Origin of the sequence: Streptomyces cupreus (genome assembly GCF_014257025.1) — a bacterium.
Lineage (GTDB): Bacteria > Actinomycetota > Actinomycetes > Streptomycetales > Streptomycetaceae > Streptomyces > Streptomyces cupreus.
In genome coordinates this window covers 1-14166 of sequence record NZ_JACMSF010000072.1, presented here as the reverse complement: position 1 = coordinate 14166, position 14166 = coordinate 1, and the positions used below count along the sequence as shown (strand labels likewise).

At 70.5% G+C, this 14166-nt stretch carries 13 protein-coding genes; 5 read left to right on the top strand and 8 right to left on the bottom strand.

Features of this window, described 5'->3' with window-relative positions; translation table 11 throughout:
• Positions 1-67 precede the first annotated feature (67 nt).
• Positions 68-1879 (bottom strand): hydroxysqualene dehydroxylase, encoded by a 1812-nt coding sequence (locus tag H4N64_RS38360; protein ID WP_186287237.1) that lies wholly within the window; start codon positions 1877-1879, stop codon positions 68-70.
• A 98-nt stretch (positions 1880-1977) separates the two neighbouring features.
• Here H4N64_RS38360 and def point away from each other — a divergent pair, with 98 nt between their 5' ends.
• Positions 1978-2604 (top strand): peptide deformylase, encoded by a 627-nt coding sequence (def, locus tag H4N64_RS38355; RefSeq protein WP_186287236.1) that lies wholly within the window; start codon positions 1978-1980, stop codon positions 2602-2604.
• On the opposite strand, the gene H4N64_RS38350 is transcribed toward def, so the two are convergent.
• Positions 2605-3894 carry a geranylgeranyl reductase family protein gene (locus H4N64_RS38350; RefSeq protein ID WP_186287235.1) on the bottom strand — a complete coding sequence of 430 codons (1290 nt, stop codon included), beginning with the start codon at positions 3892-3894 and terminating at the stop codon, positions 2605-2607.
• Positions 3895-3991: 97 nt separating this feature from the next.
• Here H4N64_RS38350 and H4N64_RS38345 point away from each other — a divergent pair, with 97 nt between their 5' ends.
• Together H4N64_RS38345 and H4N64_RS38340 are read left to right on the top strand one after the other, a co-directional pair.
• Positions 3992-4522 (top strand): GNAT family N-acetyltransferase, encoded by a 531-nt coding sequence (locus H4N64_RS38345; protein WP_186287234.1) that lies wholly within the window; start codon positions 3992-3994, stop codon positions 4520-4522.
• 124 nt (positions 4523-4646) lie between these two features.
• Positions 4647-4976, top strand: a complete 330-nt coding sequence (locus H4N64_RS38340) for a PASTA domain-containing protein (RefSeq protein WP_186287233.1) — start codon at positions 4647-4649, stop codon at positions 4974-4976.
• On the opposite strand, the gene H4N64_RS38335 is transcribed toward H4N64_RS38340, so the two are convergent.
• The 6 genes from H4N64_RS38335 to H4N64_RS38310 all read right to left on the bottom strand — a co-directional run bounded on the left by H4N64_RS38335 (position 4963) and on the right by H4N64_RS38310 (position 12064).
• Positions 4963-5658 (bottom strand): demethylmenaquinone methyltransferase, encoded by a 696-nt coding sequence (locus tag H4N64_RS38335; protein WP_186287232.1) that lies wholly within the window; start codon positions 5656-5658, stop codon positions 4963-4965. The genes H4N64_RS38340 and H4N64_RS38335 overlap by 14 nt on opposite strands.
• Before the next feature lie 95 nt (positions 5659-5753).
• Positions 5754-6401 carry an amidohydrolase family protein gene (locus H4N64_RS38330; protein ID WP_186287231.1) on the bottom strand — a complete coding sequence of 216 codons (648 nt, stop codon included), beginning with the start codon at positions 6399-6401 and terminating at the stop codon, positions 5754-5756.
• Positions 6402-7616, bottom strand: coding sequence for a cyclic dehypoxanthinyl futalosine synthase (gene mqnC, locus H4N64_RS38325; RefSeq protein ID WP_186287230.1), 1215 nt, complete (start codon positions 7614-7616; stop codon positions 6402-6404).
• Between the two features lie 73 nt (positions 7617-7689).
• Complete coding sequence (locus tag H4N64_RS38320; protein ID WP_186287229.1) at positions 7690-8415, bottom strand: prepilin peptidase; 726 nt, start codon at positions 8413-8415, stop codon at positions 7690-7692.
• Positions 8412-11354 carry a bacterial transcriptional activator domain-containing protein gene (locus H4N64_RS38315; protein ID WP_186287228.1) on the bottom strand — a complete coding sequence of 981 codons (2943 nt, stop codon included), beginning with the start codon at positions 11352-11354 and terminating at the stop codon, positions 8412-8414. Before H4N64_RS38315 ends, H4N64_RS38320 begins: the two co-directional genes overlap by 4 nt.
• A gap of 197 nt (positions 11355-11551) precedes the next feature.
• The gene (locus H4N64_RS38310; RefSeq protein WP_186287227.1) at positions 11552-12064 is read right to left on the bottom strand and encodes a TFIIB-type zinc ribbon-containing protein; all 513 of its coding nucleotides are present in this window, start codon (positions 12062-12064) and stop codon (positions 11552-11554) included.
• 109 nt (positions 12065-12173) lie between these two features.
• Here H4N64_RS38310 and H4N64_RS38305 point away from each other — a divergent pair, with 109 nt between their 5' ends.
• Positions 12174-12818 (top strand): hypothetical protein, encoded by a 645-nt coding sequence (locus H4N64_RS38305; protein WP_186287226.1) that lies wholly within the window; start codon positions 12174-12176, stop codon positions 12816-12818.
• The gene (locus H4N64_RS38300; protein ID WP_186287225.1) at positions 12815-13900 is read left to right on the top strand and encodes a hypothetical protein; all 1086 of its coding nucleotides are present in this window, start codon (positions 12815-12817) and stop codon (positions 13898-13900) included. The genes H4N64_RS38305 and H4N64_RS38300 overlap by 4 nt, the downstream gene beginning before the upstream one ends.
• Positions 13901-14166 lie beyond the last annotated feature (266 nt).

The following is a 14166-nucleotide window of genomic DNA, read 5'->3' as shown; positions in this document are numbered from 1 at the left end:
AAAGGGGCACAACAGTACGGACGGGGCCGCAGCCGCTCGGGGGCAGCGGCCCCGGCCGGCACATCCGCTAGCCGAGGTCGAAGGTGTTGGGCAGGCCGAGACGGTAGCGGGCTTCGTCGATGCGCTTCAGGGGCTCCAACTCGGGCGGGCGGTACAGGCCGACGATCATGCAGCGCTCGGCGTCCGAATTGTCCGCCTCCAGTAGGGCATTGACTGCCGTGCGGGCCGCCTCGTTGGCGCCCTCCATGGAAGCCAGGTCGATGTCGGTACGGACGTAGTCGCCGGCGAGGAAGAAGTTGGGCACCTTCGTGCGGGCCGTGGGGCGGTTGTAGAACGTGCCCGTGGGGTGGATCATCAGCTGCTCGCGGTTCTGCGGGTCGGGTCCGCCGAGGCCCGTCACCGCCGGGTCCATGAACCAGCCGAGACGGTCGGCGTCGGTGAGGGTCGTCTTGCCGGAGTCGTTCAGCGCGTCCTTCAGCTGGGCCCACAGTTCCGCGACCACCTCCTCGCGCGTGCACTCCCGGGCCGGCTTGCCGTAGAGGATGCCCGGCTTGTCCCACTCGGAGATGATCGCGGAGAGACAGTCCCGGGCGCGTCCGTCGCCGTAGTCGCGCGCGAAGTCCCGTCCGTCCCAGAACTGGGCCTGGCCGACCGCCGTCACCGCCCAGGGGGAGTCCAGGCAGTTGACGTGGCCGTGCACGACCGGGGTGGGCGTGCCCAGATAGAACATCACGCCGGTCATCCAGTCCGTCTTCAGGGCGTCGCAGCGCGCGAACTGCGGGTCCGCCGCGCGCAGGGCCGGGCCCCACGTCACGCGCGCGTGCTCCACCGGCAGGGCGCTGACGTAGTGGTCGGCGGTGACGGTACGGTCCTGGCCGCCCTCGCGGGCCGAGACGCGGACGCCGGTCACCCTGCCGCCCTCGTAGAGCACCTCGTGGACCCGGGTACCGAGGACGAACTCGACGCCGAGCGAGCGCAGATGCCGCTCCCAGGGGTCGATCCAGGCCTCGCTGGTGGGGGCGTTGAGCACCCGGTCGATGTCGGCGTCGCCGTCCATGCCCCGGCCGAGCAGGCCCCACAGCAGCAGGGCCTCGATGATGACGCGGCCGACCGTGCGGGTGGAGGCCACCTCCGCGCGCGTGGCGACGAGGTTGCGGGTCTGGCCGATGCCGAGGAGCGTGCGGTACTCCGGGCTCATCTCCTCCGCCCGGATGAAGTCCCACCAGGGCGTCTTCTCCCACTCGTCCTCGCGGCGGGCGTCGCAGCTGGTGATGTGGACCAGCAGCCGGTCGACGAAGTAGGCGATCTCGTGGGCGGGCAGGCGGGTGCCGAGGTCCAGCACCGACAGGAGCTGGTCGCGGATCCAGGACGGGGTGAGGGTGCCGGGGGCGGGCGGGGTGGTGGCGCGCCGGAGCGGGAAGTGCAGGTCGGGACGGCCGCCGGCGCGGGCGAACAGGGCCTCGGTGCCGCTGACGAGGTTGTCGTGGACGCCGCCCGCGTTGCCGGGGAAGGGGATGCGGCGCAGGGTGTCCGGGAGGTTCCGGTAGAAGCCGGGGAAGAAGCGGAAGCCATGCTCGCCGGGGAGGTCCGCGCGGCCGCCCGCACCCGTGCCGGGGACGGGCATCGAGCGGGCCTTGCCGCCGAGGGCGTCGTAGTACTCGTAGACGGTGACGGCGTAGCCACGCTCGGCGAGTTCATGGGCGGCGCTCAGCCCGGCGACCCCGCCGCCGAGGACGGCGACGCGCTTCCCGGCCGATGCGGCGGCGTACGCGGACCCGACCGTGCCTAAGGCGAGGGCCGCTCCCCCGGTGGCCGTGAGGAAGCGTCTGCGGGTGTGGCCGGTCTGCTCCTGCGAGTCCAGGGAGTGTTCTGTTGTCATGAGTCCTGGAGGGTAGGCAGGGGCTCCGAAGGTCGGAAGCCCGATTCCCGGCCCCCACAGCATCCACACAACCAGCGGAAGCAGAAAGGGAGTTCACAGTGCCCAGCGTTTTCCTGCAAGGCAGGCCCGTCGACTCGTATCCGCCGCTCGCGCCCGAGGCCCGGCGCGGTTCGGTGCGGCGGATCACCGAGGTCGGCGAGGAGGTGCTGCACAAGCCGTGCCGGGACGTGACCGAGTTCGGGCCGGATCTCGCGGCCCTGATCGACGACATGTTCCTGACGATGTACATCGCCGACGGCTGTGGGCTCGCGGCGAACCAGGTCGGCGTCGATCTGCGGCTGTTCGTCTACGACTGCCCGGACGACGACGGGGCCCGGCACATCGGGCACATCGTCAACCCCGTGCTGGAGCAGCTCGACCCCGCCGGGCGCAGGCTGCTCGACGAGGGCGAGGGGTGTCTGTCGGTACCGGGCGCCGTGAAGGCCGTACCGCGTCCGGACCGGGCCGTGGTGCGCGGGCGGGACAAGGACGGCAAGCCGGTCGTCGTCGAGGGCACCGGGTACTTCGCCCGCTGCCTGGCGCACGAGACCGATCACACCCACGGGCAGGTCTACCTGGACCGGCTCTCCCAGCGGGACCGCAAGGACGCGCTACGGCAGGTGGCGGACCGGCGGGAGGAGGTGCTCGCCCGCCGGGCCGCCAACATCCAGGCGCTGAGCGCCTGATCAGGCCTTCGGGGCCACCTTGCTCAGCCCGTTGATGATCCGGTCCATCGCGTCGCCGCCCGTCGGGTCGGTGAGGTTGGCGAGGAGCTTCAGGGTGAACTTCATCAGGAGCGGGTGGGTCAGGCCGCGCTGGGTCGCGATCTTCATGACCTTCGGATTGCCGATGAGCTTCACGAAAGCGCGGCCCAGCGTGTAGTAGCCGCCGTAGGTGTCCTTGAGCACGCGCGGGTAGCGCTGCAGGGCCATCTCGCGCCCCGCGGGCGTCTGCCGCGCGTGCGCCTGGACGATGACGTCGGCGGCGATCTGGCCGGACTCCATGGCGTAGGCGATGCCCTCGCCGTTGAAGGGGTTCACCAGGCCGCCGGCGTCGCCGACCAGCAGCAGGCCCTTGGTGTAGTGGGGCTGGCGGTTGAAGGCCATGGGGAGGGCGGCGCCGCGGATCGGGCCTGTCATGTTCTCCGGGGTGTAGCCCCACTCCTCCGGCATCGACGCGCACCAGGCCTTGAGCACCTCGCGCCAGTCCAGCTCCTTGAAGGAGTCGGAGGTGTTGAGCACGCCCAGGCCGACGTTGGACGTGCCGTCGCCCATGCCGAAGATCCAGCCGTAGCCGGGCAGCAGACGGTCCTCGCCCGGGCCTCGGCGGTCCCACAGCTCAAGCCAGGACTCCAGGTAGTCGTCGTCGTGACGCGGGGACTCGAAGTACGTACGGACCGCGACGCCCATCGGGCGGTCCTCGCGGCGGTGCAGGCCCATCGCCAGCGACAGGCGCGTGGAGTTGCCGTCGGCGGCGACGACGAGCGGCGCGTGGAAGGAGACCTCGCGCTTCTCCTCGCCGAGCTTGGCGTGGACGCCGGTGATGCGGCCGGTGCGGTCGTCGATGATCGGGGCGCCGACGTTGCAGCGCTCGTACAGCCGGGCGCCGGCCTTCTGGGCCTGGCGGGCGAGTTGCTCGTCGAAGTCGTCGCGCTTGCGGACCAGGCCGTAGTCGGGGAAGGAGGCGAGGTCGGGCCAGTCGAGCTGGAGCCGGACACCGCCGCCGATGATCCTCAGGCCCTGGTTGCGCAGCCAGCCGGCCTCCTCGGAGATGTCGATGCCCATCGCCACGAGCTGCTTGACCGCGCGCGGGGTGAGGCCGTCGCCGCAGACCTTCTCCCGCGGGAACTCTGTCTTCTCCAGCAGGAGCACATCGAGCCCGGCCTTGGCCAGGTGGTACGCGGTCGTGGAGCCGGCTGGCCCCGCGCCCACGACGATCACATCGGCGGTGTTGTCGGAGAGGAGGGGCTCGGTCACGGCGGGATCTCCCCAAGTTCGAAATCTGCGTGCCGACCGGCACAGGACATGGGCAGTCTATTCAGCAGCAGTGATCACCCGGCTGAAGGGTTGCCCCGTGAACCGAGCTCTCCCCGCAGTACGGCTGCGCGTTCCCACCGACGAGGACGCGGTCGTCTGGCACCGGATCTTCGACGACCCGGACGTCATGGAGTTCCACGGCGGCAAGTCCGCGGGACTGTCCGTCTACGAGGAGCTCACCGCCCGCCAGCGCCGGCACGACGCCGAGCGCGGTTTCTGCCTGTGGTCCGTGCTGGACGAGTCCGGCCAGGTCATCGGCTTCACCGGCGCCCAGCCCTGGGAGCGGGACTGGGGTCCCACGGGCGAGATCGAGATCGGCTGGCGGCTCGCGCGGGCGCACTGGGGCAAGGGGTATGTCACCGCGGCCGCGCGAGAGACGCTGGAGCGGGTGCGGGCGGCGGGGGTGCCGAGCGTGGTGGCGATGGTCGACGCCCGCAACGCCCGCTCGATCGCGGTGACCCAGCGCCTGGGCATGCGTCTGGCCGATGTCTTCATGACGCCGACGAGCAAGCGGCAGGGGCACTGCTACCGGTTGGACCTGACAAGCGGAGCGACGCAAAGCAGTTGAGTTACGTTGAGTAACTGACTGTCACAGAAAGACACTTAGCGCTTCCGGGCGGTACCCGGCGGGGGTTACTCTGCCGGTACCGCTGGGGGTGACGTCTGTGTACAAACCGCCCAAGACAACCGAAGTGCGCGTACCGCGCCTCGTCGGTCTGATGGCCGTGGACGCGCGCAGGTCGGCCGAGGCACGCGGAGTGCTGCTCGCCTCCCCCGACCGCCCCGACCTTCAACTCGCCGTCGTGGACTATGTCGTACGGCAGTACCCGGCGCCCGGCGTCGAGGTGCCGCGCGGGGCCGTGGTCACGGTGTGGTTCGACTTCGGGGAAGGGGAGGGCGGCGGGGGCGCCGGCGTACGGGAGCCGCGGCCCCCGCGTCCGCCGCACGGCGGGATGCAGCGCGAACTGGACGAGCCCGGGGGCCACTCCTACGCGGCCTGCGCCGGGTTCAGCTCTCCTTGAAGCCCCGGTGCAGGGCGACGACCCCGCCGGTCATGTTCCGCCAGGCCACCTTCGACCAGCCGGCCTTCTTAAGCCGCTCGGCGAGGGCCGGCTGGTCGGGCCAGGCGCGGATGGACTCGGCGAGATAGACGTACGCCTCGGGGTTGGAGGAGACCGCGCGGGCGACCGGCGGAAGGGCGCGCATCAGGTACTCGGTGTAGACGGTCCTGAAGGGCGCCCAGGTCGGGTGTGAGAACTCGCAGATGACGACCCGGCCGCCGGGCTTGGTCACCCGGTACATCTCGCGCAGGGCGGCGTCGAAGTCCTGGACGTTGCGCAGGCCGAAGGAGATCGTGACGGCGTCGAAGGTGTCGTCCTTGAACGGCAGCCTCGTCGCGTCGCCCGCCGTCAGCGGCAGCCACGGGTGCTTCTTCTTGCCGACCTGGAGCATGCCGAGCGAGAAGTCGCAGGGGACGACATAGGCGCCGGTGCGGGCGAAGGGCAGGGAGGAGGTCGCCGTACCGGCGGCCAGGTCCAGGACCTTCTGTGCGGGACGGGCGTCGACCGCCTTGGCGACCTCCTTGCGCCACACCCGGTCCTGACCGAGCGACAGCACGTCGTTCGTCAGGTCGTACCGTTCCGCGACGTCGTCGAACATCGAGGCGACTTCGTGCGGCTGCTTGTTCAGGGAAGCGCGGGTCACCCCGCCATTCTTGCAGCACCCCGTCAGGGAAGAAGCCGCGGCTTCCGCTTCGCGGCCACGTCCTCCATCCAGCAGGCGTTCTCCGGCTGAGCGGTTCAGCGCCGCCGGTACACCAGACGCCCGCCGAGCACCGTGGCCACGCAGGTCCCGGCCCCCTTGGCGGTGAGCGCTGCCTCGTCGGGCACGTCGAAGACGGCGAGGTCGGCCCGGCCTCCGACGGTGAGCGGACCGTGGGCGGTGCCGGGGAGGTCGTAGCCCTCGACGAAGGGGTCCAGGTCAGGTCCGAACCACACCGGCGGGGCCGAGCGCCACGGCTCGGGCACCTCGCGCAGTCCCGCCCGCACCACGGACTGCCGTACGACGTCCGGGAAGGGGCCGCCGACATGGGTCGTGCCGTGGGCGAGCATCCGTTGCAGCCCGCGGCGTACGCTGCCCGCCATCCGGGCGGCGTCCGGGGCGAGTTCGTCGAGGGCGGCGCCGGTGATCGGCTCGGTGCCCAGCTCGTCCGCCTCACGCGGGTCGGGGTGGTAGCAGCGGGTCAGCAGCCACCGCCCGTGCCACTGCCTGAGCCCCGGGGTCAGCACGCCGGGCCAGCGTCGCGTGCGCGCGCTCTCGTAGGCGGCAGCCACTTGCGCGTACGGCCCGATGGCCGCGATGCGGTCGCCGTCGACGACGACCGCCCCGTCCGGCACCGGCTCCGCGCCGACCGGCAGCACCAGGGGTGCGGAGTGAAGGGTGAGCATCTAGTTGGCGGCGAGGATCTTCAGCTCAGGGTGGGCCGTGCCGCCCTCGATCGCCGTGGAGGAGATGTGCGACATGACACGCGCGTCGACGGGGTCGTTCGCCGGGTCGTCGTGCACGACGAGGTGTTCGTACGTGGTCGAGCGCTGGGCCGGGACCCGCCCCGCCGTACGGATCATGTCGATCATTTCCTGGAGGTTGGAGCGGTGCTTGGCACCGGCCGCCGAGACGACGTTCTCCTCCAGCATGACCGAGCCGAGGTCGTCCGCGCCGTAGTGCAGCGTCAGCTGGCCGGCGTCCTGGCCGGTGGTCAGCCAGGAGCCCTGGATGTGGGCGATGTTGTCCATGAAGATCCGGGCGACCGCGATCATCCGCAGGTACTCGAAGATCGTGGCCTGCGTACGGCCCTTGAGGTGGTTGTTCTGCGGCTGGTAGAGGTACGGGATGAAGGCCCGGAAGCCGCCCGTCCGGTCCTGTACCTCACGGATCATCCGCAGGTGCTCGATGCGCTCGGCGTTGGTTTCGCCGGTGCCCATCAGCATGGTGGAGGTGGACTCCACGCCCAGCTTGTGGGCGGTCTCCATGATCTCCAGCCAGCGCTCACCGGACTCCTTGAGCGGGGCGATGGCCTTGCGGGGCCGAGCGGGGAGCAGTTCCGCACCGGCGCCGGCGAAGGAGTCGAGCCCGGCCTGGTGGATCCGGGTGATGGCCTCCTCGACCGACACCCCGCTGATCCGGGCCATGTGCTCTACCTCGCTCGCCCCCAGGCTGTGGATGACGAGCTGCGGGAACTCCTTCTTGATGGCCGCGAAGTGCTTCTCGTAGTACTCGACGCCGTAGTCCGGGTGGTGGCCGCCCTGGAACATGATCTGGGTGCCGCCGAGTTCGACGGTCTCCGCGCACCGGCGCAGGATGTCGTCCAGGTCGCGCGTCCAGCCCTTGGCCTTGTCCTTGGGGGCCGCGTAGAAGGCGCAGAACTTGCACGCCGTCACACAGACGTTCGTGTAGTTGATGTTGCGCTCGATGATGTACGTCGCGATGTGCTCGGTACCCGCGTACCTGCGGCGCCGTACGGCGTCGGCGGCGGCGCCGAGCGCGTGCAGCGGGGCGTCGCGGTACAGGACCAGCGCCTCCTCGGGCGTGATGCGCCCGCCCGCGGCGGCACGGTCGAGGACGGCTGCTACATCAAAAGACGTGAGGTCGGCCTTCTCGGTCACCGGCGGCGTCCCTTTCATCAAGGGGTGTGGACGGACTGATCCAGCGTACGCCAGCCGGTTCGCCCGGCCGACGTCAGGCCGCGTACGCCCCGATCAGCAGCCCGACGAAGGCCCCGGCGATCAGGAACGGGCCGAACGCGATCGCCGTCTTGCGCCCCGCCCGCCGTACGACGACGAGGGCGCCGCCGTACAGCGCCCCGAACAGAAAGCCGGCGAAGGTGCCGAGCATGAGGGTGGACCAGCCGTACCAGCCGAGGACCGCGCCCATGCCGAGGGCCAGCTTGACGTCGCCGAAGCCCATGCCGGAGGGGTTGATCAGAAAGAGGACGAGGTAGCCGCCGCCGAGGGCGAGGGCGCCGTACAGGGCGGTCGGCCACTCGCCCGTGTGCTCGGGGACCAGGGCGACCACGCCGAGCAGGGCGAGGGCGGCCCCCGCGAGCGGCAGGGTCAGCGGGTCGGGCAGGCGCTGCACCCGGAAGTCGACGAACGCGAGCAGCACGCCGAGGGGCGCGAGCAGCAGCCATACCCCCAGTTCGGGGCGGGTCCCGGTGGCGGCGGCGAGGGCGGCGCAGACCAGCGCGGTGGCGAGGGAGAGAGGGGCGACGCCGGGGCCGTACGACCGTGTGCAGGTCGTGCAGTGCGCGCGGCCGAGCCAGCCGCGTACCGGATGCCCGTCCGGGCAGCCGTCCCGCCAGGGTTCGCCGGACGGGGCGGAGAAGCGGTAGGCGGCGCGGGGCAGGAACGCGCCCGCCGCCGCACCCCACAGTGCGGCGGCGATCACGAGGGCGAGGTCGGTCATCCCACGGCGGAGGCGCCGGAGCGCCAGTTCGGCAGCAGCTCGTCGAGCAGCGCCTCCGTGCGCGGCGGCAGACCGCGGGCCCCGCTGCGGGAGATCAGGTCGGCGGCGAGCGCCTGGAGGCGGGCGGTGTCGCCGGTGGCGTGCGTGGCGCGCAGCAGCTCGTGCCACAGACGCTCGTCGGCGGGCGCGGAGTTCAGAGCCGCGGTGAGCGCCTCGATGGCCTTCTCCGCGCGGTCCTTCTCCAGGTGGAACGCGGACAGCGCGAGCCCGATGTCCGCGACCAGCAGCGGGAGTTGGGCGTCGATGATCTCGTGGGTGAGCCAGCGGTAGCGGCCCTCGGGGCGGTCGGCGAGCAGCGGCCCGCGCACCAGCACCAGCGCGTCCGTGAGCAGCCGCCCCCGGACCTGCCGGCTGTTGATACCCCGGCCCTGGGTGGCCTCGTGGTACAGCGACCGCAGCACATCGAGATCGGATACGACGGACTTGGCGAGCGTGAGCCGCCCGGTGGAGTCGGTGCGCAGCCGGGCGCTGCCGTCCGGGTCGGTGCCGAGCCAGGCGTTCAGCCGCTCCAGCAGCGCGTCGCGCACGTCCTCGGTGACCCCGCGCGGCCACAGCGCGGAGGACAGCACACGCGGGTGCACGCCCTCGCGGTGCAGCAGCAGCAGCGCGAGCGCCTCGTGGAGCAGGGCGCTGCGCTCGCCGTCCGGGGTGTCGAGGCCGATGATCTCGTACGGGCCGACGAGCCGGGCGTAGACCGCGGGCCGCCCCTGTTCGCTGATGTCGACGAGGAACGGCGGGGTGTTGGCGGGATCGTCCGGGCCGTGCTCGGGGTCGGCCTGGACGAACAGCTCCACGACGGCCTGCTGTTGGGCGGTCGGCAGGAGCTGGGCGTCGAGTTCGAGGCCGAGGAGCGGTGCGAGCAGCTTGCCCTCGCCGGTGATCTCCATCTCCCAGGCTGCGCCCGGCAGATCGTCGGTCTCGGTGCCGACGAGGTAGCCGATGCCGAGCCGGCCGGCGTCGGAGGCGAGTTCGGCGAGTTTGACGGCGTCGTCGGCGGAGGGCTGCGCGGCGAGCAGGACGAGGTGCGGGGCCCAACGGGTGTGCTGGGCGGGCCCGGTACGGCCGGTGAGCACGGAGTCGTGCCCGGCCGCGCCCAGCGCCCCGCGCCGCTGCCGGGTCTCGGCCTCCATGGTCTCGATCAGATCGTCGATGCCGTCGAGGTGGCGCAGGCGATTCGGGGCAAGGGGGGTGAGGTCCTGCCCGAACCCGACGAGGGTGATGGTCATGCGGTCCGACCAGCCGTTGGTGGCGAGTTCGGCGGCGACGGACGCGAACACGGCGGCCCGGTCGGCCTCACGGCCGCTCAGCGACACGATCCCCGGCACCGACTCCAGGTTCAGCAGCAGCCGCGAGTCGTCCATGGTGCCGAGGCTGACGAGGCCGGGGTAGGGCGCGGCCGTGTCTCCGTCCTCGTACCGTTCGGCATCGCTGCGGGCCAGCATCCAGAAGGTCTGGTCCTGCCCGAGCTGCCAGGGGGCGGGGGGCTTCCCGGCGGGCTGGGCGAGCTGGAGATGCAGATCGCCGTTGCTGAGCCAGGCGGCATAGACGGTAGGCAGCGGGCGCGACTCCTCGGCGAGCGAGGCGGCGAGCCCACGCAGGGAACGGTCCAGCAGTCGTACGCCTTCGGGGTCGGCGCCGACGAGCAGGGCGTCCTGGGCGTCGGCGGCGTCGCCGGTGGGCGTGGGCGGCTCCATACCGCGCCGCCCGCCGACGGAACCGAGCGCCGACTGCCACAGGGCCTGACGGCGCCTACGGCCGAGGGCGCCGAGGAGGCCGGCGGCGAGGAGGGGTGCGGTGAGGAGGGCTTCGGGGAGGCCGAAGGAGGCGGACTCGGCGGCGGGGGTGGCGTGGGGGGCCTGCTGCTGGTGGCCGGTGTTCTGGTCGGGGGCGGGGCGCTGCTCCGGGGCGGGACGCTGCTCGGGAAGGGAGACCTGGGAGGCCCCTCCGCCCCCTTGCGCGTGGTCGCCACCTGTCTTGGCGTAGTCGTGGATCTGCTGCTGAACTTCCGGCGATACGTCGGGAGCCTCGTCCGGCATTTCCACGAGCTCGCCGCCGCGCGCGTCGCCCGGCATCTCCATGATCCAGCCGGGCCGGATAAGACTGGCCTCGGAGAGACGGGACCCGTCGGGCTGCACGCGGTCCTTGTTGAGCTGGTAGATCTCCTTGTACCGGCGGCCGTCGCCGAGGTGCCGTTCGGCGATCTCCCAGAGGGAGTCGTGGTGGCGGCCCTCGGGCGGCTGGATCCGGTAGTACTTGGTGTCGCCGTCCTTGGCGGTGCTGGGAGCCGCCGCTTCGGCGTGTGACGCCTGCTCGGCCAGGGCGGCGGCGGTGGAGGCGGCCTGCTCCTGCTGCTGGGCGAACAGTCCACCGCCGGGGGTCTGCTGAGCGGCGGCGACGGTACCGCGCTGATTCCCCTCCGGACTCTGACCGAGCTGCGACAGACCCGGGGTGAGGCTGGCGGCGGTGGCGCCGACGAGGAGGAGTGCGGCAACGAGTTGGCGGGCGAGGAGCTGGCTGGGCCCGGCGCCGGGTACGCGACCAGGAACCCCGACGCCCGACAGCGCGGCCTTCATCTCGACGATCACACAGGCGGTGAACTGGGCCCAGGCGAGCCAGACGAAGAAGGTGAGGATGCCGAGGAAGGTTCCGACGCTGAGCTCATTCGTCAGCCACTCCTGCGGGTCCCACGTACTGGGCACCGGCCACCCCAACTGCGTCGCCAGCGCACCGGGCACCCCGACGAGCAGCACTAGCAGCGCGACGAACGCGAGGAACGCCTTGACGAAGTCCCCGAACGAACGCCGGTGCACCCGCACGGGCTGCGGTGTCCGGTTCCGCGGGGTGGTCGGGCTTCCCGTCGAGCTTGAGCGTCGCGGCATGGGAGGAGTCCTGGGGTTGTGTTCAGCGGGGTGGGGCGTGATGGGTCTACTGAGCCTACAGAGATCTTATGGACTATCCCTTGGGGCCGTCGAAGGACGGAGCGGACGATGGAGCGGATGACGGACCCGACACACGACTCAGGCGACCGCAAACCCCTCGAAAAGCTCGCCGAGTGATGACGGCCCGCCAACTACAGCTACGACGCGGGATCCACGTTCCACTCCACCGGCAGATCACAGCCGCAGAAGACACAGACGAAGTCGCCCTCGCGCACGATGCTGCGCTCACCACAGTCAGGGCAGCGCCGGAACACCACCTCGTGAGTGAAGCCGGCGGGATGTCCGAGCCCGGCACGATCCAGCGCCTGAGCGACGGCTGCCCAAGAGCTGAGATCCGGGCAGTACCCCGTGGACTGATTACTGACATCACCAACAACCCACCGCCCCTCCTCGCACGTGAAGCTGATCTCACCGGCGCTCAGCACTGGCCCTCCACCAGCACAGGCCACGTGCTCACTCCGCCGAGGCGCGAGCAACAGCACGCCGTCCGCGTCGACGACAAAGGTGAACGGCTCATCCAATTCGACGGCCGACCGCTCGCCGACCCAAGCCACGAAGTCCGAAGCCGACCCAATCCGGCACCCCCCGCTGCCAGCCCCGCCCTCAGCCTTCAACTCCACCGGCCCCACATATCGGTACACGACGACCACACCAAACTCCTCACATTCCCCACACAATCCCCTACCGCTGCTCAGGGGCTCTCTACTCACGCTTGATAGCTTCGTTCGCCGTATGTAGTCGACTTCAGGGGGAACCTCCGTGGCCCGCCGCGCTCTGACCACCACCGCCGCGACGATCGCGGCGGCGCTGTTGCTTGCCTCCTGTGGTGGGGGTGACGACGGGTCGTCGGATGACATCAAGGGGGCAGACGAGGGGTCGAGCAGTCCGTCCGCTACGGCTGCCGCTGACGACGCGGGCCCGGATCTGAGTCTGCCGGGCGACCTGAAGGTCGAGTTCGACGGGACGAAGCCGTCGGATGCGGAGCACGCCGCCGCCCTGGAGAACGCGGAGAAGTACATCCTGGCCCTGAACCACGGGATCACGGCTCAGGATCCCAAGGACCCGGCGTACCAGTTCTATTCGCTGGGAAGCGCAGCGAAGTATGCCCAGACGCAGATTCAGGCGTATGTGGACGGCGAGTGGACCGCGACCGGCACGGACAGCTACTACCAGGCCAAGACCGATGATGTCGGCAGCTCTGGAGGTGTGCTCGTCACTATGTGCCGGGACCAGGGCAAGTTCTACGGCAAGAACGTCAAGACGGAGAAGGTCAAGTACACGAAGCCGAGCCTCAACGACTACCAGGAGTTCCGTCTCCTCATGAAGCCGCCGCAGGGGGACCAGAAGATCTGGAAGGTCCTTCAGATCGAGGTACAGGGCCGCGTGCAGGAGTGCAAGCGATGACGCGGGCGCGCTCCGCTGTTCGCTGGTCGGCGGCGCTGACCGCCGCGGTTCTCCTGCACTCCGGCGCTACGGCGTACGCCGCGGGCCCGACGGACAACACCAATGTGCCGCCCGCCGACGAACAGGGCGGCGGCGCCGACGGCAAGGGCGGCCTGTCGGCCTCGGTCTCCAACATCCGTATCAAGTACGTGAGCGGTGGGGACGGTGGTGGCAAGGAGGGCAAACTCGGCACCGTGGACCCCAACTGGAAGCCGCCGGCGTGCTGGTACGAGCCCGCCTTTACGCCCGCCCAGCTCAAGAGGTTCGTGGACACGGACGGCGGCGGCGACGTAGGCATCCACGAGTCCTGGTGGGGCAAGGAGCTGTGGACCGACCACTACCGGGACGGCAAACCGGCGGACAACTTCGACCTCCATTCGCCGACCAACAGCGTCGCCGAGGGCTACGAGGACTACAACGAGGGCAAGGACGGCTACTTCTGGCGCGGTGTCGCTCCCGACGACAGCGACCCGGACTCCTGGGACTGCGGCCGCATCATGTTCTGGGTCGACGCCGGCGAGCTCCCGGACGACCCGAACTCCCCGACGCCGGAGACGCTCGCGCAGTACGCATACAACAAGGTGAAGGTCCCCGAGACGAAGGTGGAGCTGAAGCCGGCCGCCAAGTCCACGGTGAACCTGCCGACATGGGTCTGGCTGGACAAGGGAACGTTCCAGGAGGTCAAGGTCAGGGCCGAGCTCCCCAACACGGGTCTGTGGGCGGAGACGACGGCCAAGCCGGTGGCGCTGCACCTGGAGCCGGGTACGGAGGACGCGGAGACGTACCCCGCCTCGGGTGACTGCGAGATCAATGAGGACGGCTCGATCGGTACGCCGTACCAGGCGGGGGACGCCGACAAGACGCCGCCCTGCGGGATCCGCTACCTGCGGGCGACGAACGGGCAGCCATACCAGCTGAAGGCGTCGATCACCTGGGAGATCTCCTGGGAGGGAACGGGCGGCACGAACGGCGATCTGCCGGACGGCACGTTCGAGACGACGCAGGACATGAACGTGCAGGAGATCCAGGCGATCAACCGCTGAAAGCGTCGCCGAACAATTCCCTCATGCCGGTCGCGAACGGGGCCCGTAGAGCCCCATGCCCTGAGCCGGTCCGGGTCGGAGCAGGAGTTCACGCGGGCGCGGATCTCATCCGTGGTCTCCAAAGGGCTCATCCCCAGGAGGGCCAGAACAAGCTCGGCGAGCCTCTCCGGGGGCCAGGCGTCCTCAGCGGTCATCTCTACATAGGCCCGAAGGAAGACGGGGTGACCGAAGAGGTGCGTGAGCGGGCACGTGGATTCGTCCTGGCA

Coding starts and splice junctions, on each gene's coding strand:
- H4N64_RS38360 (WP_186287237.1), bottom strand. CDS start 1,879: ATGACAACAGAACACTCCCTGGACTCGCAGGAGCAGACCGGCCACACC.
- H4N64_RS38330 (WP_186287231.1), bottom strand. CDS start 6,401: ATGCTCACCCTTCACTCCGCACCCCTGGTGCTGCCGGTCGGCGCGGAG.
- H4N64_RS38320 (WP_186287229.1), bottom strand. CDS start 8,415: ATGACCGACCTCGCCCTCGTGATCGCCGCCGCACTGTGGGGTGCGGCG.
- H4N64_RS38315 (WP_186287228.1), bottom strand. CDS start 11,354: ATGCCGCGACGCTCAAGCTCGACGGGAAGCCCGACCACCCCGCGGAAC.
- H4N64_RS38300 (WP_186287225.1), top strand. CDS start 12,815: ATGACGCGGGCGCGCTCCGCTGTTCGCTGGTCGGCGGCGCTGACCGCC.